Annotated in this window: 17 protein-coding genes; 9 read left to right on the top strand and 8 right to left on the bottom strand. The window is 69.1% G+C overall.

Features of this window, described 5'->3' with window-relative positions; genetic code table 11:
* Nucleotides 1–22: 22 nt before the first annotated feature.
* The 3 genes from SB754_RS08805 to SB754_RS08795 all read left to right on the top strand — a co-directional run bounded on the left by SB754_RS08805 (nt 23) and on the right by SB754_RS08795 (nt 2,659).
* Entirely contained in the window at nt 23–469 is a 447-nt protein-coding gene (locus SB754_RS08805) for a hypothetical protein (RefSeq protein ID WP_410781947.1), read from the top strand.
* An 841-nt stretch (nt 470–1,310) separates the two neighbouring features.
* A complete protein-coding gene (locus SB754_RS08800) occupies nt 1,311–1,880 on the top strand; it encodes an RNA polymerase sigma factor (protein WP_410781946.1) in 570 nt (189 codons plus the stop codon).
* Nucleotides 1,877–2,659 (top strand): hypothetical protein, encoded by a 783-nt coding sequence (locus tag SB754_RS08795; RefSeq protein ID WP_410781945.1) that lies wholly within the window; start codon nt 1,877–1,879, stop codon nt 2,657–2,659. Before SB754_RS08800 ends, SB754_RS08795 begins: the two co-directional genes overlap by 4 nt.
* A 651-nt stretch (nt 2,660–3,310) precedes the next feature.
* On the opposite strand, the gene SB754_RS08790 is transcribed toward SB754_RS08795, so the two are convergent.
* On the bottom strand, nt 3,311–4,465 hold the full coding sequence (locus SB754_RS08790; RefSeq protein ID WP_410781944.1) for a sensor histidine kinase: 1,155 nt from the start codon (nt 4,463–4,465) through the stop codon (nt 3,311–3,313).
* Nucleotides 4,459–5,190: a response regulator transcription factor gene (locus tag SB754_RS08785; RefSeq protein ID WP_410781943.1), complete on the bottom strand. Its 732-nt coding sequence runs from the start codon at nt 5,188–5,190 to the stop codon at nt 4,459–4,461. Before SB754_RS08785 ends, SB754_RS08790 begins: the two co-directional genes overlap by 7 nt.
* A gap of 145 nt (nt 5,191–5,335) precedes the next feature.
* On the opposite strand from SB754_RS08785, the gene SB754_RS08780 reads away from it, so the two are divergent.
* Genes SB754_RS08780 through SB754_RS08770 form a run of 3 tightly spaced genes read left to right on the top strand, consistent with a single transcriptional unit; the run spans nt 5,336 to nt 8,021 of the window.
* Nucleotides 5,336–5,773, top strand: a complete 438-nt coding sequence (locus SB754_RS08780) for a DM13 domain-containing protein (RefSeq protein WP_410781942.1) — start codon at nt 5,336–5,338, stop codon at nt 5,771–5,773.
* A complete protein-coding gene (locus SB754_RS08775) occupies nt 5,770–6,237 on the top strand; it encodes a DoxX family membrane protein (RefSeq protein ID WP_410781941.1) in 468 nt (155 codons plus the stop codon). The genes SB754_RS08780 and SB754_RS08775 overlap by 4 nt, the downstream gene beginning before the upstream one ends.
* Nucleotides 6,238–6,284: 47 nt before the next feature.
* Nucleotides 6,285–8,021 (top strand): SulP family inorganic anion transporter, encoded by a 1,737-nt coding sequence (locus SB754_RS08770; RefSeq protein WP_410781940.1) that lies wholly within the window; start codon nt 6,285–6,287, stop codon nt 8,019–8,021.
* On the opposite strand, the gene SB754_RS08765 is transcribed toward SB754_RS08770, so the two are convergent.
* Nucleotides 8,018–9,616 carry an MFS transporter gene (locus SB754_RS08765; protein ID WP_410781939.1) on the bottom strand — a complete coding sequence of 533 codons (1,599 nt, stop codon included), beginning with the start codon at nt 9,614–9,616 and terminating at the stop codon, nt 8,018–8,020. The two genes, SB754_RS08770 and SB754_RS08765, sit on opposite strands and share 4 nt — an antisense overlap.
* A gap of 65 nt (nt 9,617–9,681) precedes the next feature.
* The gene (locus tag SB754_RS08760; RefSeq protein WP_410781938.1) at nt 9,682–10,392 is read right to left on the bottom strand and encodes a DUF1345 domain-containing protein; all 711 of its coding nucleotides are present in this window, start codon (nt 10,390–10,392) and stop codon (nt 9,682–9,684) included.
* 71 nt (nt 10,393–10,463) lie between these two features.
* Here SB754_RS08760 and dxs point away from each other — a divergent pair, with 71 nt between their 5' ends.
* The 3 genes from dxs to SB754_RS08745 all read left to right on the top strand — a co-directional run bounded on the left by dxs (nt 10,464) and on the right by SB754_RS08745 (nt 14,022).
* Nucleotides 10,464–12,521, top strand: coding sequence for a 1-deoxy-D-xylulose-5-phosphate synthase (gene dxs, locus SB754_RS08755; protein ID WP_410781937.1), 2,058 nt, complete (start codon nt 10,464–10,466; stop codon nt 12,519–12,521).
* A gap of 122 nt (nt 12,522–12,643) precedes the next feature.
* Nucleotides 12,644–13,045, top strand: coding sequence for a MerR family transcriptional regulator (locus tag SB754_RS08750; RefSeq protein WP_410781936.1), 402 nt, complete (start codon nt 12,644–12,646; stop codon nt 13,043–13,045).
* Entirely contained in the window at nt 13,042–14,022 is a 981-nt protein-coding gene (locus tag SB754_RS08745) for an aldo/keto reductase (RefSeq protein WP_410781935.1), read from the top strand. The genes SB754_RS08750 and SB754_RS08745 overlap by 4 nt, the downstream gene beginning before the upstream one ends.
* Before the next feature lie 71 nt (nt 14,023–14,093).
* On the opposite strand, the gene SB754_RS08740 is transcribed toward SB754_RS08745, so the two are convergent.
* The 4 genes from SB754_RS08740 to SB754_RS08725 form a co-directional block, all read right to left on the bottom strand.
* Nucleotides 14,094–16,232, bottom strand: a complete 2,139-nt coding sequence (locus SB754_RS08740) for a 3-hydroxyacyl-CoA dehydrogenase NAD-binding domain-containing protein (protein ID WP_410781934.1) — start codon at nt 16,230–16,232, stop codon at nt 14,094–14,096.
* Between the two features lie 3 nt (nt 16,233–16,235).
* Complete coding sequence (locus SB754_RS08735; protein ID WP_410781933.1) at nt 16,236–17,444, bottom strand: thiolase family protein; 1,209 nt, start codon at nt 17,442–17,444, stop codon at nt 16,236–16,238.
* Nucleotides 17,445–17,518: 74 nt separating this feature from the next.
* Nucleotides 17,519–18,715 (bottom strand): HRDC domain-containing protein, encoded by a 1,197-nt coding sequence (locus SB754_RS08730; protein ID WP_410781932.1) that lies wholly within the window; start codon nt 18,713–18,715, stop codon nt 17,519–17,521.
* Nucleotides 18,708–19,319: a DUF3000 domain-containing protein gene (locus SB754_RS08725; RefSeq protein ID WP_410781931.1), complete on the bottom strand. Its 612-nt coding sequence runs from the start codon at nt 19,317–19,319 to the stop codon at nt 18,708–18,710. Before SB754_RS08725 ends, SB754_RS08730 begins: the two co-directional genes overlap by 8 nt.
* Nucleotides 19,320–19,369 lie beyond the last annotated feature (50 nt).

Genomic DNA, 19,369 nt, shown 5'->3' with positions numbered 1-19,369 from the left:
CTAGAATCAGCTCGGAGGTTCCATGACCCGCAAAACGGCATTCCGCCGGGTAGGGGCGGTAATCGTCACCGTGGCTGCGGTTTTGGGGCTGCTCGCCCTGGCTGTCCCACCCCTTCGAAACCAGTACGTCGGTCTGGCCGTCGTGCTCGTCGCGCTGGCCTACTGGGCGGTGCAGTTCGTCGTGATCCTTCGGGTGTGGGGATCGCGCCGACTTTTTCAGATGAGGGGCCCCGCGTCCGGTTATCGCACGGTTCGGAAGTACACGAGGTCGCTCTCGGGCCGGCCGCTCGCCGTGAGCGTCGCCGTCTTCTTGGCAGCCGTCCTCAACATTGTCCTCTCCGTCACGTTCGGGTCAGAGCCGGGGCTCCGGCCGAACGCGTGGGGCGGCTATGGGATGGCGATCTGGATCACAGGTATGGGGATCATCTGGGACGCCGCACTCCTCCGCCAGCCGGCGGAACTGGACTGATGGCCCGCCAGACGGTCGCGGATCGGCTTCAGACCGGTTTCGAGGCACGCCCGGTGACCGAACACCGTCCGATGCCCGAAGCCCCCGATGTCACCGGCCCGGCGCCGGCAGGGACGATTCGATTCATCATGGCTGGCGTCGCATTCGCAATGGCTCGCCGAAGTGTCCGGTAGCAGCCCGGCTTGCGGGCGGTCCGATTCGCGCGCAACACCCTAGGATCAGGAAATGCAGGGAAATCAACCGTTGTCGCTAATCGACGCGATCGCGCTTGAGCGTCCTGGCGCTCTGGCCGCGTCGCGCCACGCTCTAATTGAGCGATGGAAAACGGCGCCCCACGATAAGGAAACGGCACTCCGCCTCGCATTTATCGAGTGGTGGTCCTGCAGCGAGCCGGACTTTCTGACGGGCCTACCGGCTTACGATGACGACAACTCGCTCTTCCCCGAGCTGTTCGCTTACCTCGCATCACCGGCCGTGATCGACGCACGTGTGCGCTTCGTCCTCGGCTGGATGACGAAGGAGTTTCCCTGGTGCTGCGGATGTGGACCTGCTTCGTGGGGGCCAGCAGGGAATACTTTGTGGGCGGAGTACAGGCGATCTGAGGGTTTAGACCCTTCACAGTTCGCAGACGACAGCGAGTTCGGTCGGTACTTTTCCCACCTTCTTAAATCGCATCACACCACTTAGCGGTCTATGTAATCAGACCACTTAGCGGTCTATGTCTATGGATCGTCGAGTAAGCCAGCCGCGCCCATAGACGGATCCCTAACCGCACATGACCCGGCGGGGCGTATCTGTGACGTTTTGGCCTTTGCCGGACACTTCTTGGTGTGGGGGTTCTATGAGCGAGGCCGACGAGTGGGCGGATGCATGCGCCGGCGACTCCGGCGCGTTCGCGGTCGTGTACGACCGTCATCGCGAGCGGGTCTTTCGTCTCGGGTTACGGCTGAGTGGGAATCGGCACGATGCGGAGGATGTCGCGGCGTCAGCATTTCTGGAGTTGTGGCGCTGTCGCCGACAGGTGCGTCTGGTGGGCGGTTCCGTGCTGCCGTGGCTGCTGGTGACCGCGTCGAACGCGGCGAAGAACCATGCGCGGAGCGTCCGTCGTTACCGCAAGCTGATCGACGCGCTGCCCCGAGGCAGCGACGACGGCGCCGCCGGTTTCGAGGCTGTCGACGATTCGGTCGACCACGCCGGGTTCGTTCAAGAGCTGCGGAGGATGCCGGACGCGGATCGCGCTTTGCTCGTGCTGACGGCGATCGAGGGCTATTCAGTGGCCGCGGCCGCTGAGGCTCTGGGTATCCGTGCGGGTGCCGCGCGAACACGCTTGCAACGGATGCGTGCCCGGCTGCAGGAGGCGTACACCGTGTCGCGACAGCTTGCGGTGACGGAAGAAGGGACCAGGCGGTGACCGAGCTGATGACCTCGACTTTCTCCGACGGGCTTCGGAATGTGCTGATCCAGCAGGTTGAATCCGCGCCGCAGTGGCGACGCCGGTTGAAGTGGCGGTGGGGCGTAGGCGCTGTGCTCGCCCTGGGGCTGCTGGGTGGGGGCACGGCGCTGGCGGCGCAGCTGGATCTACTGCCGGGCGCACCGGCGCATTTCGACCTTGCTTCGCCGGTCACGGTAACGCATACCGGAACGGCCACGATTCAACTCGGCCCGAAGCCGGAAGGAGCAACCCAAGTGTCCCTCAGCCTGACCGCGTTCGACGCAGGGTCGATCGAACTCGGTCGCGGCGGCTCCTCTGTGACCATTTCGCCGGCGGATCTCACGGCCACAACCACCTCCGGCTCGAACCGGACGACCGCGTGCCTCGAAATGTCACAACTCGACCAAGGCGGCACATCCTTCACGATCACGACGTCGACCCCAACGCTGCGCTGGACAGCGACACTCACCTGGGTCAGCGTGAGTACCACCGCATGGGCGAAGAACGCCTCGGGGCAGAGCTACGGCGTGCAGAACGAGAAGGGAACACCAGATCTGATCGCCGTCACGGCCACGAACGGCAAAGACGGTTACGTGTACCGCAAAGACCTCGAGGACATCGACGGGACCACGGCCTCGAGGAGCTTCACAAGTCCCCAACAGGCGCTCGACTGGCAGGAGACACACCACGGCGGCGACATCCCCGTCTTCAAATCAGACGGCACCACCAAGGTCGGCACCTTTCACGTTGGCCAATAGGAACACGCCCGCAAGCGGATCGTTCGGAGGGCATCTTAATCCCTATCCGATCGACGAGTCTCCGTGGCCGAAACCCATGTAGCGATCGCGCGACGTTGAATGGCCTCGGCAGCGACCCATAAACCTCCCGCGCTGATTATGACTGCGCCCGCCCCGGGGGAGGCTATCCCCAACACCCACCCAGGGAGCCCAAGGAGGCCGGCGACCAGCGGCCAGACAAGCGCAACACACGCGCCGACGACTCCAACAAGAACCGCCGCACGGCGACACCTGCGAACCGACGGCAGAGCTCGTGCTTGAAGGGCGAAGTCGTGTCGCTCTGAAGGGCTCTCCACGCACGCAAAGCTACGCCAGATTCACCCACCGTCACTAAGCCTGCGCTTGGGTCCTCGACCGTCCCAAGCGGACCGCCCGCAAGCCGGTCGATCAACGGGCCCCCCAAACGGATGCCGTCCTCGTTTCGACGGAGGCGGAATCGCCCCAGGCCGACGATTCCCGTAAGACCCGCCCGCAGATATGCCCGCTGATGGTGCCTCAATCGCTACAACCCGAATCGGGCTCGCCGGCCGCATCCGCAGCTCCACCAGGGCGCACGATGTCGCCGAAAAAGCACTACTCGGCGCGGACGCGACAGAGCACCGACGACCTCGGCTACGCCGGCCGGATCTCGGCGACAGCAGCCGCCGCGGGCAGCGCGACCGCGAGCCGGAAACCGTCGGGCGTGTGCTCCGCCCAGGCCCGGCCGCCGTGCGCGTCGGCGATCGCGCGGACGATCGCGAGCCCCAGGCCGGAACCGCCGGTGGGTGCGGCCTCCGTCGGCGTCCTCGCGCTGTCGGCGAGCCATCCCACCTCGAACATCCGGGCGAGGTCCTCTGCGGGCACCCCCTGACCCTCGTCGGTCACGCTGAGCACGACAGTGTCCTCGGTGCGCCGGGTGGCGACCGACACCGATGTGCCGCGAGGCGCATGGCGCAGGGCGTTCGTCAGCAGGTTCACCATCACGCGATTGACGAGGTGCGGGTCCACGTTGACGGTCGCCGACTCCACCTCGCCCTGCACGATCCCTACGCTGCTGCCCGCCGTCAGGTGGCGCACATCCGCCACCGCGTCGGAGACGATGTCGCCGAGGTCGACGGGCTCGCGGCAGGGACGCATCGCCCCGCTCTCCAGGCGCGACAGTTCGAACAGGTCGTCGACCAGCCGTGTCATCGCGGCCGTCTGCTGGCGGATGCGGAGGACGTAGGCCGCCGGATCGTCGGCCATGCCCTCGTCCAGCGCCTCCGCGAGCGCGCTCACGCCGGTGAGCGGAGTGCGGAGGTCGTGCGAGATCCAGGCGAAGAACCGGCGCCGTGCGGCATCCAGCTCCGTCAACTGCCGCCGAGCTGCGGCCAGCCGCTGGGAGGCGTCGGCCAGCTGACCGGACAGCTCCGACAGCTCCCGCGACTCCGCCGTCCGTGCCTCGACGATGTGCCCGTCCCCGACCCGCCGTGCCGAATCGCGCAGGGCGCGGAGCGACCGTCGCGCAGCGCGCCCCACCAGCCAGGCGGCGGCCAGGCTCATCACGGCCGAGATCGCGACCACCCAGAGCAGCACATGGAGGTCGTGCTGCGAGAAGTACATCTCGGCCGCGATGGCGATGGTGGAGGCGGCGATGGCGAGGACCGGCGCGACGACGACGATCGCGAAGCGCGTCGCGATCGGTGCGCGCCGGGACAGGCGGAGCGCGAGGAGCGCGAGGAGGGTGACGGCGGCGGTGCAGCAGATCGTCGTCCAGCCGATCAGCTGCAGGTCGGCGAGGCTCAGCATCCCGCACCCGCCTCCACGCCGGCGTCCGCGTCCGCGTCCACGGCGAACCGGTAGCCGACGCCCCACTCGGTGAGCAGGTAGCGGGGAGAACGCGGATCCGGCTCGATCTTCTCGCGCAGGCGGCGGACGTGGACCGTGACCGTCGACGCATCGCCGGCGCCCCAGCCCCAGACGTCCCGCAGGATCTCGTCGCGGGCGATCACACGATCCCGGTTCTGCAGGAAGAAGAGCAGGAGTTCGTACTCCCGCGTGGTCAGTGCGATCTCGCGCCTGCCGGAGTGGATGCGGCGGCGCGCGGGGTCGACGCGGAACGGACCGGCACGCAGCGGGGCGATGGCCCCGGGAGCCTGGCGGCGTCGCAGCATGGCCTCCACGCGCAGCTGGAGCTCCCGCAGAGCGAACGGCTTGCTCACATAGTCGTCGGCGCCGTGCTCGAGTCCTTCGATCCGGTCGTCGACCGTGTCGAGGGCGGTGAGCATCAGGATGGGCAGGGCCGGCGCGATCGAGCGGGCGGCACGGCACAGTTCGTCGCCGCTGAGGCCGGGCAGCATCCGGTCGACGACGAGCACATCAGGGAGGGAGGAGCGGACAGCGACGAGAGCGGTCCGGCCGTCGGCGTAGGGGCGGACCTCGAAACCGGCGGAGCCCAGGTAGTCGACGACCACGTCGCGCACGGTCGGATCGTCTTCGACGAGCACCACGATCGGGGCTGGTTCGGCTCTCACCTGATGAGTCTCCGCTCTGCCGAAGCCCGGCGTGGCACTTCTTACGGAATTGATATCTTCCCCCGCCGGTCGCACCGATCTCGTTAGCTTCAGTCTCGCCGACGAGGCAGAGAGCCTCCTCGGAGCATCGAACAGGAGACACCACATGCGTAAGACACTGATCACCGGCGCGGCCATCGTCGCGATGGCCTTCTCGCTCACGGCCTGCAGCGCCACGCAGAGCACGGCGGAGACCAGCCCCTCGGCGAGCTCGTCGCCGTCCTCGACCGCTGCCGCAACGGACTCCCGCTCGGGATCGTTCAGCGGCCTCAACGGGCAGTCCGCTGCGGGGACGGCGAGCATCAGCGGCGGGAAGCTGGTCCTCTCCGGCTTCTCCTCCAGCGAGGGACCCGACCTGCACGTCTACCTGACCTCCGGGACGGACGAGGCCGCCGTGACGGCCGGGAAGGAGATCTCGGGCGTCGCGTTCGACAAGGCGTCGCAGACGTTCGACCTCGCCGGCATCGACACCGGGTCGTACACGGACGTGGTCATCCACTGCGACAAGGCGAAGGCCGTGTTCGGGGCGGCCGCGCTGTCATGATCGCGACGCCCCGTCCCTGGGCCGGGCCGGCGCTCGCCGGCCTGGCCCGGGTGGTGCTCGGCGTCCTGTGGCTGAACGAAGGGCTGCTGAAGTACCACGCCGGGTTCGCCGGCAAGGACATCCTCCTGGTGGCGGGTGGAGCGCAGACGAACACCCGCGTGCCGCCGTACTTCCGCCTGTTCGCGTCGACGGTCATGGAGCCGGCCTCCGGGCTGTTCGGCGTGATGATCCCCCTGCTGGAGACGGCGCTCGGGATCGCCCTCGTCCTGGGCGTATTCACCCGGCTCGCCGCAGTGATCTCCGTGTTCACCCTCCTGCTGTACTGGTCCTCGGACCAGCTGATCTGGGAGTACCCGGTGATGGCGGCGCTCTCGGTCGCGGTCCTGATCTGGCCGAAGGCGGCCTCCCGCTTCTCGGTTCAGACGCTCATCGGGTGGTTTCGGCGGAGAGCTCCCGCGGGATAGCATCTGGCCGACCGGCGCCCCGTGCGCGGTGCTGCGGGGGGTGAGGCATGAGCGCGACACGAGAACCGCGCCACCCGCAGCGCCGCCCAGCACGCGGGCCTGCCGCGCTGCTGCGGAGGCTGGTCCGGCCCGAAACGATCCGCCGGGATGCCGTCGCCGGCCTCGTGCTCGGAATCGAGAGCGTTCCGGACGGCCTCGCGGCCGGTGTGCTCGCCGGCGTCAATCCGATCGCCGGGCTCTACGCCTACCTGTTCGGGATGGCGGGGGCGGCGCTCGTGACGTCCAGCGGCCTCCTGGCCGTGCAGGCCACGGGCGCAATGGCACTGGTGGTGAGCGACGCGCCCCTCGCGTCCACCCCCGACCCGGGTGCGGCGCTCTTTACACTGTCGCTGCTGACCGGTGCGGTGATGATCGTCGCGGGGCTCGCAGGCGCCGGCCGGGTGCTGCGGTTCGTGCCGACCGCAGTGATGACCGGCTTCATCAGCGCGATCGGCGTCAACATCGTCCTGGGTCAGCTGGAGAATCTGACCGGCCACGCAGGAACAGGGCCGAACCGGGTCGTGCGGGCCGTGACGCTGCTGCTGTCGCCGGGCCAGTTCCACCTCCCGACCGTGCTGGTCGGCGTGCTGTCCATCGCCGGGGTGGTCCTGCTGGGCCGGACGCGGCTCGGATCCATGGGCATGGTCATCGCGATCGCGGTCGGCTCGATCGTGGCCGTGCTCCTCCCGGCGTGGGGCGGCCAGCCGGTGGCACTCGTCCACGACGTCGTTGAGCTGCCGAACTCCCTCCCGGCTCCGACCCTGCCGTCGTTCGCCGATGTGCCGATGCTGCTCGCCTCCGCGGTCTCGCTGGCCTTCATCGGAATCGTCCAGGGCGCGGCGGTGGCCGCTGCCTATCCGAACCCGTCCGGCATCCCGTCGAACTCGAACCGCGACTTCGTCGGTCAGGGCGTCGGGAACCTGCTGTCCGGACTGTTCCAGGGGATGCCGGTCGGAGGGTCGATGTCGGCGACGGCCATCAACGCGGCGGCGGGTGCGGCCACCCGGCGGTCGCTCCTGGTGGCGGGCGCCGTCATGGCCGTCGTCATCGTGCTGCTGCCCGGCGTGGTCGGCTACATCGCCATGCCGGCGCTCGCCGGGCTCCTGATCGTCGTCGGGGTCCAGACGGTCAACCCCGCCCGCATCCAGTCGGTGTGGAAGACGGGCTGGCTGCAGACGGTGGTGATGGTCACCACGTTCGTGCTGACACTGCTCATCCCGATCCAGTACGCGGTGCTGGCGGGCGTCGCCCTCGGGCTGCTGCTGTACGTCGTGGAGGCCTCCAACCGGCTGCTCGTCCGGCAGCTGCGCGGCGACCCGGCCGGGCGGCTGCGCGAGACCGACCCGGACGCCGTGCTGCCGACAGGTGCGGTCGTGATCCTCCAGCCGTACGGGAGCATGTTCTTCGGCAGCGCGCCGGCGCTCGAGCGGCAGCTCCCCGCCGCCGGGGAGGGCACTCACGACACGGTCGTGATCCTCCGGTTGCGCGGAGTCGACCAGGTCGGGCTCGCACAGGCGGAGACGCTCACCCGGTACGCGGCCGGCCTGGCCGCCGCACGCTGCCGCCTGAAGCTCATCGTCTCCTCGGATGCGGTCGCCGCAGAGCTTCGATCGCCTCACCTCGCCGCTCCGATCGGGCCGGAGGACGTCTACCGCAGTACGCCGTGGCGGCGGGAGGCACTCCAGCGGGCGGTGGACGACGCGGAGGCATGGATCGCGGCCAGGCGGGGTGACGTGGGCCCCTAACCCGAGACCGGCGCCTCCTCCTTCTCGGCGGCGGCGACCGTATCGGGGAGGTTGCGGGAGAACGCCAGCGCCGAGAGCGAGATCAACGTCAGCACCGCGAAGGAGAGACGCAGCGCCTGCAGCTGGGCCTGTTGGTAGAGGTCGCCCAGCTGCTGCGCCTGCTGGTCGCTCAGCCCGGCGTCGTGAGCGATCGTGGGAACCTCGGACACGGCGACGATCGGGACGCCGCTCTCGGTGCTCCGGCTGATCTGGGTCTGCACGTCGTTCGGCAGGTCGCTCGCAGCGACCCCGCCGAGGAACAGCGAGCCGAGCGCGGCGATCATGATGGAGCCGAGGATCGCCGTCCCCAGCGAGGAACCCAGATTCTGGAACACGCCCTGGACTCCACCGGCCTCGCTCAGCTCGCTGCGATCCACCGCCGACATGGTGACGTTGCCGAGTTGCGAGGCGAGGAGGCCGAGCGCGGCTCCGGCGAGGAACATGCCCGTCGCGAACACGCCGTTCTTCAGCTCCGGGTCGATCGAGAACAGCAAGACCAGTGACGCGAACACCAGGAGGAGCTGTCCGATCCGCGCGATCCGTTTGGGCGAGAGCCGGCGGGCGAGCGCTGTGCCGATGATCGAGAACAGGACGAGTGCGATCGAGAGGGGGAACACCCGGATCCCCGTGGAGACCGCATTCAGCCCCAGCGTGAACTGCAGATAGACCGGCACGATGAAGAACAGGCCCGCGGTGACCGCGTACTGCAGACCGATGCTGCCGACCCCGGCGCGCAGGTGCCGGACGGTCAGGATGTCGGTGTTCAGGAAGGGCGCCCTGCCGTTGCGACGCAGCACGCCCTGGCGGCGCAGGAACAGCCACAGCAGCACACCCCCGACGGCGATGATGAACGGGACAGGGGAGAGCCCCAGGATCTGTGTATCGGAGGTCGGGAGGATCCACCCCCACACCTTGGTCTGCAGCAGGCCGTAGACGATGAGGATGAGCGCCAGGGCGGACAGGATCACGGACAGCACGTCGATGCGGGTGGGGAGCGGGTCGCCCGAGCGACGGACTACCTTGTTGAAGATGAGCACCACGGCCATGATGACCACCTCGGCGGCGAAGACGTACCGCCAGCTGGCGTAGGTGGTCACGAATCCGCCCACCAGCGGCCCCACGGCGACGGCGACGCCGGAGGACGCTCCGATGATGGAGAACGCGGTGACGCGGGCGTGCCCGCTGTAGTTGTCGGCGACCAGCCCGGCGATGGCCGGGATCACGAGCACCGCGCCCAACCCCTCGACGATCGACCACCCGATGAACAGCATCGTCGCGTTCACACTGAGAGCAGTCGTCGCCGATCCGATCGAGTAGACGATCGATCCGATGACCAGCGCACGCCGCCGGCCCCAGCGCTCGCCGAGCTTGGCGCCCAGCAGCATGAACGCCGCCATGGTCAGCGTGTAGAAGGTGATCGCCGATTGCATCGCCGCGATGGTGGAGTCGAGGTCGGCCACGACCTGCGAGATCGAGACGTTCATCACGGTGCTGTCGAGCACCATCACGAACTGTGCTGCGCCGAGAACCGTGACCGCACCCCATCGTCCAGCCATGTCGTGCTCCTCCCGGCCGTTGCGGCGATCGTAGCGAGCGGCCGCCTCGAGGCACCAGACGCCTGTCAGGGGCTCCCGAGGATGGTGTTCACGGCGAGCACGACGATCAGTCCGTTGAAGAGGAACGCCAGCACCGAGTGGCACGTCACGCGCCAGCGGATCCGCCGCCCGAGGATCTCCACATCGGAGACGGCGAAGCTGACGCCGATGCAGTACGAGAAGTAGGCGAAGTCCACGATGCTGGGGGAGGGGGTCCGCGGGAACGCGAGAGTCGGCTCCGGTGTCGCGTGGTACCGCTGGTAGTAGCCCTGCGCGAAGCCCCAATGCAGGAAGCCCCAGGCGAGGAGCATCGCCCAGACGCCGATCACCTTGGCCGCCATCGCCTCTTGGCCGGACAGCTGGAGAAGGGCGGCGACGGCCGGGTCCCACTTGCCGGCGAGAACCAGGAAGGCGGCGCCGATCCCCACGAGCGCCGTCGTGGTCGTCATCACGCCGGTCAGGACGCGAGCCGGCCTCCGCACCAGCAAGGGTCGCGCCTCCACCGCGCCGGTCCGCCGGCTGAGGGCGGTCAGGACGACGAGCGCCACGACCAGGTAGCCCGTGCCGAGGAGGCACCACGGGAGCAGGCAGGCGAGAACCGACTGTCCATCCGGAGCCGCGAGGAAGACCCAGCCGAGTGCCGCCATCGCGACCTGGACGAGCAGGCTCGACAACAGGGACACTGCGGTCCACCCGCGGGCACGGCGGCGGCCGGCTCCCCGTGATGTTCGTCGCACCGTGCAACCCTGCCAGAGCAGAGAGGACAGCGGAGCCGACGTGACCGCAATCGGAGCCTAGACTCGAATTCATGGGCATTCTCGAGACCATCCACGGTCCGCGCGACCTCGACCGCCTCACGGACCGTGAGCTCGTCCAGCTCGCCGCCGAGGTCCGGGCGTTCCTGGTCGCGAACGTGGCGAAGACCGGCGGCCACCTCGGGCCCAACCTCGGCGTGGTCGAGACGACCATCGCCATCCACCGGGTCTTCGACTCACCGCGGGACGCGATCGTCTTCGACACCGGTCACCAGTCGTACGTCCACAAGCTGCTGACGGGGCGGCAGGACTTCTCGAAGCTGCGCCAGCGGGGCGGGATGGCGGGCTACCCGCAGCGGTCGGAGTCCGAGCACGACATCGTGGAGAGTTCGCACGCCTCCTCGTCGCTGTCCTGGGCGGACGGCATCTCGCGCGCCTTCGAGCTCACCGGCCAGAAGGACCGCCACGTCATCGCCGTGGTCGGCGACGGCGCCCTCACCGGCGGGATGACGTGGGAGGCGCTGAACAACATCTCCGACGACAACAACCGCCGGCTCATCATCGTCGTCAACGACAACGGCCGCTCCTACGCCCCGACGATCGGCGGCATGGCGCGCTTCCTGAACACGGTGCGGACGCGGAGGGGCTACCGCAACCTGTACCTGACCTCCCGTCGCGCCTTCGACAAGCTCGGCACCCCCGGCCGCTCGTTCTATCGAGGCGTCCGCGGCGGCCTCCACGGCTTCCTGAGCCGCTTCGTCAACAACGAGGCCCTCTACTCGAACCTCGACATCAAGTACATCGGACCGGTGCACGGCCACGACCTCCAGGCGATGGAGGAGGCGCTGCGCCAGGCGAAGAACTACGGAGCCCCGGTCATCGTCCACGCCATCACGCAGAAGGGCCGCGGCTACGAGCCGGCCCTGCGCGACGCGGCGGACCAGTTCCACTCGGTCGGGCAGATCGACCCGGAGACGGGCGAGCCGACCGGCAGCTCCAGCAAACAGGCCTGGACCGACGTCTTCTCGGACGAGATCGTGCGCCTCGCCGAGAAGGACCCGAAGATCGTCGGCGTGACTGCGGCGATGCTGCGGCCCACCGGCCTCCACCGCCTCGCGGAACGGTTCCCCGAGCGCGTGCACGACGTGGGAATCGCCGAGCAGCACGCCGCCACCAGCGCGGCCGGCCTCGCCTACGGCGGACTGCATCCGGTCGTCGCGATCTACGCCACCTTCATGAACCGCGCCTTCGACCAGGTGCTCATGGATGTCGGGCTGCACAAGGCGGGCGTCACCTTCGTCCTCGACCGCGCCGGCGTGACGGGCCCGGACGGGCCGAGCCACCACGGCATCTGGGACCTGGCGATCCTGCAGGTCGTGCCCGACATCCGCCTGGCCGCACCGCGCGACGGCACCCGGTTCCGGGAGGAGCTGGGGGAGGCCGTGGCCGTCGACGACGCCCCGACCGTCCTCCGGTTCCCCAAGGGCGCGGTCCAGCCCGACATCGACGCGGTACGACGGCTGGAGGACGGCGTCGACGTGCTGCGCGAGGGCGACCGCAAAGATGTGCTCCTCGTGACGGTCGGACCCATGGCGGACCTGGGCCTGAAGGTCGCCGACCGTCTGGCCGCGCAGGGCATCGGCGCCACCGTCGTCGACCCGCGCTGGGTCGTCCCGGTGCCGAAGAGCATCCTGGCCTTGGCCGCGGAGCACCGCATCGTGGTGACGATCGAGGACGGCATCCGCGTCGGGGGCATCGGCACCCGGGTGCGTCAGGACCTGCGCGAGGCGGGCATCGACACCGCCGTCGACGAGCTGGGCCTGCCCGACGCCTTCATCGAGCACGCGTCCCGCGACGAGATCCTCGAGGATGCCGGGCTCACGCCGCAGAAGATCGCCCGCGACCTCGTCGCCCAGGTGCTCGGCAGCCGCGTCCCCATCGCCCGCCCCCTCCCGGCCGACGCGCCCGCGGACGCCGCTTCCGCCGATGCCGATTCTGCAGCTTCCGCCGGGGACGCCGCCTCTTCCGACGCCTCCGCCCCCTCAACGGCCGACGCGTCCGACGCGTCCGACGAATCGCGGGCCGACGCCCCCAAGAAGCGCCGCGCCTGAATCACCCCCCCTCTCCGCCGAGTGGCGACATCGAGTCACCACTCGACGGAAATAGGAGCATCGACTCACCACTCGGTGGCGCGCATTGACTTCGAGTGCGCTCTAAGTTCTATCGTGGCGGTATGACCGATACACGAACGGCGATGTCGATCTCCGACGTCGCCGAGCGGACCGGACTCACCACCCACACGCTGCGCTACTACGAGCGCGAGGGGCTGATGCTCTCGCCCGTCGAACGCGCATCCTCGACCCACCGGCGCTACACCGAGGCCGACGTCACGTGGGTGACGTTCCTCACCCGGCTGCGGTCGACCGCGATGCCGATCGCCACCATGCGCGAGTACGTCCTGCTCGCGCGGCAGGGCCGGGGGACGGAGCCGGAGCGGCTCGAGCTGCTCCTGCTGCACCGCATGGCGGTCGTCCGGCAGCTGGAGGAGATGACGGCGAGCCTGGCGGCCATCGACTACAAGATCGGCCTCTACCGGCAGCAGGTCGGAGAGGCCACGGAAGGGAAGCACGCATGAAGAAGATCGCACTGGGAACGGAGAAGCTGGAGGTCTCGCAGCTGGGCCTCGGCTGCATGGGCATGTCGGCGTTCTACACGGGCGCGGGCACCGACGAGGCGGGCTCGATCGCCACCATCCACCGCGCGATGGACCTCGGCGTCACCTTCTTCGACACGGCCGAGATCTACGGCCCGTACACGAACGAGGAGCTGCTCGCGAAGGCGTTCGCCGACGGGCGCCGCGACCGTGTCGTCATCGCCACGAAGTTCGGCACGATCAAGCACCGCGAGAACGACGAGCGCGGGATGGACGGGTCGCCTGAGAACATCCGCCTCTCCGTCGAGGGCTCCCTCCGGCGCCTGCAGACCGACCACATCGACCTGTACTACCAGCACCGGATGGACCCGGACACGCCGATCGAGGAGACGGTCGGGGCGCTGAAGGAGCTGATCGAGGAGGGCAAGATCCGGCATTACGGGCTGTCGGAGGCGGCGCCTGCGACGATCCGCCGGGCGAACGCGGTGCACCCGGTCACGGCCATCCAGACCGAGTACTCGCTCTGGACGCGCGACCCGGAGGCCGAGGTGCTGCCCACCGTGCGCGAGCTCGGCATCGGCTTCGTCCCGTACTCGCCGCTCGGCCGCGGGTTCCTGACCGGGACCATCCGCTCGCTCGACGAGCTGTCCGAGGACGACTTCCGGCGGTTCAACCCGCGCTTCGAGGGCGACAACCTGGAGTCGAACATCCGCATCGTGGAGCAGGTGGACGACGTGGCGCGCGAGGTGGGCGCGAAGCCGGGCCAGGTGGCGCTCGCGTGGCTGCTCTCGAAGGGCGACGACATCGCCCCGATCCCCGGCACCACGAAGGTCGCGAACCTGGAGCAGAACGTGGCCGCGGCCGACCTGCAGCTCAGCCCCGAGCAGCTGGCCCGGCTGGATGCCGTGGCGGCGCCGGTGGGCGACCGGTACCCGGACATGTCCCCGCTCAACCGCTGACAAACGAATGGTCCCGACATGCCGTCACGATCGAAACCGTGACGGCATGTCGGGACCAGTGGATCGTCCGCCTACGCGACGCCCTTGATCGGCGGGTGGTGGAACGTGTCCCCGAACACGCGCTCGGACGCCCCCACGCGGTCCAGGTACGGCGTGATCCCGCCCATCTGGAACGGGAACCCCGCGCCGAGGATCATGCAGAGGTCGATGTCCTCCGGCGCCTCGACCACGTGGTCGTCGACGAGCATGCGGTGGATCTCGTCGGCCAGGCCGTCCTCCAGGGTCCGCAGGATCTGCTCCTTCGTCCACGGGTTCTTGCCGCCGGCGACGATCTTCGCCGCGCCCTTGTCGAGGCCCTTCACCTTGCCCTTGGCGTCCTTCTCCAGCAGCGTGCCGTACTCGGCGAGCTTGTGGAGGTTCTCCGAGCGGTAGAACCGGTCGGGGAACGCCGCGTGGTGGGTGTCGAGCACGTGCGCGCCGACCTTCAGGCCGACCAGGTCGAGCAGGACGGACGGCGGCATCGGGAGGCCGAGCGGCGCGATGGCCTCGTCGACCACCTCGAACGGCGTCCCGTCGTCCACCGCGTGCATGGCGTCGCCGAGGATCTTCGCGAGGACCCGGTTCACGACGAAGCCGTGCGTGTCGGCGGTGATCACCGCGTTCTTCTTGAGCGCGGCCGCGGTCACCATGGCGGTCGACAGCGTCGCCTCGTCGGTGTGCGGCGTCTTCACGACCTCGATCAGCGGCATGACCGCGACCGGGGTGAAGAAGTGGAAGCCGACCAACCGCTCCGGGTACTTCAGCTTCGCGCCGATCTGCTCGACGGACAGCGACGACGTGTTCGTCGCGATGACGGCCTCCTCGGAGAGGAACGGCTCCACCTCGGCGAAGACGTCCTGCTTGACCGACAGCTCCTCGAAGACGGCCTCGATGACCCAGTCGCAGTCGGCGAAGTCGGCCTTGTCGGTGGTGCCGGTGACGAGGGCGCGCAGGCGGTTGGCCTCATCGGGGGAGATGCGGCCCTTCTCCTGCAGCTTGCCGATCTCTTCGTGGATGTACGCCACGCCCTTGTCGACGTGCGCCTGGTCCAGGTCGGTGATGACCACCGGGACCCGGAGGCGGCGGACGAAGAGCAGCGCGAACTGGCTGGCCATGTAGCCGGCGCCGATGACGCCGATCTTGGTGACCTTCTTCGCGACCTTCTTGTCCGGGGCGCCTGCCGGGCGCTTGGCGCGCTTCTGCACCAGGTTGAAGGCGTAGATGCTGGCCTGGAACTGGTCGCCCGCGATGAGCTCCGCGAGTGCGTCGTCCTCCAGGGCGAAGCCCGCCGCGCGGTCGTTCGACTTGGCCGCCTTGAGCAGGTCCAGTGCCTTGTAGGGCGACTTCGGGACGGTGCCGATGCGCGATTCGAGCATCTTGCGCGCGATGCCGATGGCGGCATCCCACTTGACCATCCGCTCCAGCTTGCCCGGCTCGTTCGGCCGCTTGACGACCGTCGCGCCGGTGAGCACCGAGTCCGCCCACAGCAGGGAGTCCTCGAGGAAGTTCACCGAGTCGAAGATGGCGTCCGCGATCCCGAGGTCGAAGACCTCCTGCGGCTTCAGCATGCGGTTCTGCTTGAGCGGGTTCTCGACGACGACCTTCAGGGCGTTCTCGATGCCGATCAGGTTCGGGAGGATGGTGGCGCCGCCCCAGCCCGGGATGAGGCCGAGGAAGACCTCCGGCAGCGCGAACGCGGCCGCATTGCGGTCGATGGTGCGGTAGTCGGCGTTCAGTCCGATCTCCACGCCGCCGCCCAGCGCGAGGCCGTTCGTGAAGACGAACGACGGGACGCCGAAGGTCGCCTGCTTGCCGAGCACGTAGTGGCCCAGCTGCGGGAGGAGCTTCGCGACCTCCACGCTGGGGATGTCGCTCACTCGGCTGAGGTCGGCCCCGGCGGCGAGGATGAAGGGCTTGCCGGTGACGGCGACCGCGTCGATCTCACCACGCGCAGCGCGGGCGGTCAGCTCGTCGAAAGTCTTGCCGAGCTCCAGCAGGGTCGCCGGTCCCATCGTGTTCGGGCGGGTGTGGTCGCGACCGTTGTCGAGCGTGACCAGGGCGAGGTTCTTGCCGCTGGGGAGGCGCACATCCTTCACGAAGGAGTGGGTGACGACCTCGTCGTCGGTGAGGTCGGCGAGGGGGGAGAAGTCGATCGTGCTGTAGTCCGTCACAGGTCAGCCCTTCCGCGCGGCGCGCTTGTCGTAGTTGGGGTTCTCCCAGATCACGGTGCCGCCCTGGCCGAGGCCTACGCACATCGCGGTGATGCCGTAGCGGACCTCCGGGTGCTCCTCGAATTGGCGCGCCAGCTGGATCATCAGGCGGACGCCGCTCGCGGCCAGCGGGTGGCCGATCCCGATCGCGCCGCCCCACTTGTTGACGCGCGGGTCGTCGTCGTCGATGCCGAAGTGGTCGAGGAACGAGATCACCTGGATGGCGAACGCTTCGTTGAGCTCGAAGAGCCCGATGTCGTCGATGGAGAGGCCCGCCTTGCGGAGCGCCTTCTCGGTCGACGGCACCGGCCCGAGGCCCATGACCTCCGGCTCGACACCGGCGAAGGCGAAGCTGACCATCCGCATCTTCGGCGTGAGCCCCAGCTCCTTCACGGCGTCGTGCGACGCGAGCAGGGAGGCGGTGGCGCCGTCGGTCAGCGGCGACGAGTTGCCGGCGGTGACCCGGCCGTGGGGACGGAACGGGGTCTTCAGCGTGGCGAGGCCCTCGAGCGTGGTCTGCGGGCGCATCCCCTCGTCCTGCGTGGCGAGGCCCCAGCCCGACTCCGAGCGGATGGCGACGGGTACGAGGTCCGGCTGGATCTTGCCCGCCTCGTACGCGGCGGCGAGCTTGTGCTGGCTGCGCATGGCGAACCGGTCGGAGCGCTCCTTGGTGAGCGCAGGGAAGCGGTCGTGGATGCGCTCGGCCGTCATGCCCATGTTGAGCGCGTCCTCCGCCACCATCTTCTCGGAGAGGAAGCGCGGGTTCGGGTCGGCGCCGAAGCCCATCGGGTGGCGGCCCATGTGCTCGACGCCGCCCGCGATCACCAGGTCGTAGGCGCCGAAGGCGATGCCGGAGCCGAGAGTGGTGACGCTGGTCATCGCTCCGGCGCACATCCGGTCGATGGCGAATCCGGGGACCGACTTCGGCAGCCCGGCGAGGAGCGCGGCGGTGCGGCCGAGGGTGAGGCCCTGGTCGCCCTGCTGCGTCGTGGCGGCGATGGCCACGTCGTCGATCCTGTCCTTGGGCACCTGGGGGTTGCGCTCGAGCAGTCCGATCATCGCCTTCACGACGAGGTCGTCCGCGCGGGTGTTCCAGTACTGCCCTTTTTCGCCGGCTCGTCCGAACGGAGTACGGACTCCGTCGACGAACACGACTTCGTTCCTATCGGCCACAGTGCCCTCCCAAATCAAGGTCGGGAACGATCCTAGGTACACCGCTGTGCACGAAAAGAATCGTTTGATCCTTCCTACGAAGCGGGCGCGGACCCCTCGTCGGGGCTTTGGGTGCCATCTACAAAAGCCTGGGCGATCACCTGTGAGGTTGCGGCAACCTGCCAGGGGCGGGCGCCGTGCGCGCTGAGGGCTTCGGCGATGGATTCCGCGGTGATCTCGGCGGGAGGGGTCCACGCGACACGGCGCAGCGTGTCCGGCGTCAGCAGGTTCTCGACGGGGATGGACCGCTCCTCCGACAGGGCCGTCAGGGCGGCGCGCGCGGCCTTCAGCCGGGCGTCGGCCTCCGGGTTGCGGTCCGACCAGGCGCGCGGCGGGGGGAGGCTGTCGCCGTTCCCGCGGAGCACGGGAAGGTCCTCGGTGGTGCGGCCGGCCTCGATGGCGGCCCACCAGCGGTCGAGTTCGGAGCGGCTGGCCCGCCCGGTGAACTCGCGGAGGGCTGCGAGGGCGCGTTTGCTCTCGGGCATGGCCTTCGCGGCGGCGGTCAGCGAGGCGTCCGGCACGAGCCGTCCGGGTGCGGTGTCGAGTTCGCGAGCAAGCGCATCCCGGCTGAGCCACAGCTCACGGGCGACGGCCAGGTTGCGGATCCCGCGGATGGAGTGGATGCCGGACAGCCGGCGCCACGGCTCGTGGCGCACGGGGACGAGCTCGCGGACCAGTTCGTCGGCGAACTCCTGCCGCGCGATGTCGGTCTTGCCGGCCTCCTCGAGGAGCTGCGCGATGGCGTCCCGCAGGTCGGGCAGCAGCTCCACATCCAGGGCTGCGTAGTTGAGCCACGGTTCGGGCAGGGGACGCGTCGACCAGTCGGCCGCGCTGTGCTCCTTGGCGAGGTGGATGCCGAGCAGCTCCTCCACGACGGTTCCCAGCCCGACGCGCGGCATGCCGAGAAGTCGTGCCGCCAGCTCGGTGTCGAACACGATGGAGGGGTCGAGGCCGACCTCCCGCAGGCAGGTGAGGTCCTGCGTGGCCGCGTGCAGCACCCACTCGTCGTCGTGGATGGCATCGTTCAGTTCGTCGAAGCGGCCGATCGCCGGAGGGTCGAACAGGAACGTACCGGAGCCGCGGCGGAACACCTGGATGAGGTACGCACGCTGCGAATACCGGAAGCCGCTGGCCCGCTCGGCGTCGACGGCAATCGGACCGTTGCCCGCGACGATGCGGTCGACAGCCGAGAGGTACGCGTCGCGACTGTCGATGACGGTGTGATCAGCCACGCGTCGCCTTCTTCGGCGTCGTGCCCCTCGTGCTGAGGAGGCTGACCCCCTCGGCGGTCGGCGGGAGTCCTGCGAGCATGCACAGCAGCTCGCCCCAGCCCTCGACGTGAGCCGAGACGTCGGACTCGAGCGGACTCCAGGATGCGCGCAGCTCGATCTGCGAGCCGTCGCCCTGCGCCGCGAGCTCGCCGAAGCCGGTGGAGATGATCTTGGTAGCGGTACCACTCGCGGCGGTGTAGCGGGCCTGGCGCGCATCCAGGGCATCCACCAGCCAGGACCAGGCCACGTCGGCGAGGAACGGGTCCAGCCCGATGTCGGTCTCCAGCGGGGCCTGGGCGAAGCAGACGATGCGGAACGGCCCGCCCCACGCCTCCGGTTCGTCGGGGTCGTAGAGGAGGATGAAGCGCCCAGTGCCGAGGTCCGAGTCGCTGCCGTGCCGGGCCGGTCGCACGTCGGCGGCCAGCGCCACGGAGTACGGGGCGAGCTGCGCGGGCGCGGGGATCTCCTCGATCACGAGTTCGGGTCGCGACACTGCGGCACGGATGGACTGCAGCGCCGTGGCGAACTCCGCCGGTTGCTGCGGTGGGGATGTCGGTGTCGGCACGCTTCGAACACTAGAAGCCTTTGGCGTGTCCTGTCAGTACGGCACGCCGC

It is taken from the genome of Leifsonia sp. SIMBA_070 (assembly GCF_046534635.1).
In the GTDB taxonomy this organism is placed as follows: domain Bacteria; phylum Actinomycetota; class Actinomycetes; order Actinomycetales; family Microbacteriaceae; genus Leifsonia.
The sequence above is the reverse complement of the archived record's forward strand: the minus strand, read 5'-3'. Positions and strand labels throughout refer to the sequence as shown.

What these genes read in the sequence shown, in the direction of transcription:
- dxs (WP_410781937.1), top strand. Translation starts at nt 10,464, where the DNA reads ATGGGCATTCTCGAGACCATCCACGGTCCGCGCGACCTCGACCGCCTC.
- SB754_RS08750 (WP_410781936.1), top strand. Translation starts at nt 12,644, where the DNA reads ATGACCGATACACGAACGGCGATGTCGATCTCCGACGTCGCCGAGCGG.
- SB754_RS08800 (WP_410781946.1), top strand. Translation starts at nt 1,311, where the DNA reads ATGAGCGAGGCCGACGAGTGGGCGGATGCATGCGCCGGCGACTCCGGC.
- SB754_RS08765 (WP_410781939.1), bottom strand. Translation starts at nt 9,616, where the DNA reads ATGGCTGGACGATGGGGTGCGGTCACGGTTCTCGGCGCAGCACAGTTC.
- SB754_RS08780 (WP_410781942.1), top strand. Translation starts at nt 5,336, where the DNA reads ATGCGTAAGACACTGATCACCGGCGCGGCCATCGTCGCGATGGCCTTC.
- SB754_RS08805 (WP_410781947.1), top strand. Translation starts at nt 23, where the DNA reads ATGACCCGCAAAACGGCATTCCGCCGGGTAGGGGCGGTAATCGTCACC.
- SB754_RS08775 (WP_410781941.1), top strand. Translation starts at nt 5,770, where the DNA reads ATGATCGCGACGCCCCGTCCCTGGGCCGGGCCGGCGCTCGCCGGCCTG.
- SB754_RS08790 (WP_410781944.1), bottom strand. Translation starts at nt 4,465, where the DNA reads ATGCTGAGCCTCGCCGACCTGCAGCTGATCGGCTGGACGACGATCTGC.
- SB754_RS08745 (WP_410781935.1), top strand. Translation starts at nt 13,042, where the DNA reads ATGAAGAAGATCGCACTGGGAACGGAGAAGCTGGAGGTCTCGCAGCTG.
- SB754_RS08770 (WP_410781940.1), top strand. Translation starts at nt 6,285, where the DNA reads ATGAGCGCGACACGAGAACCGCGCCACCCGCAGCGCCGCCCAGCACGC.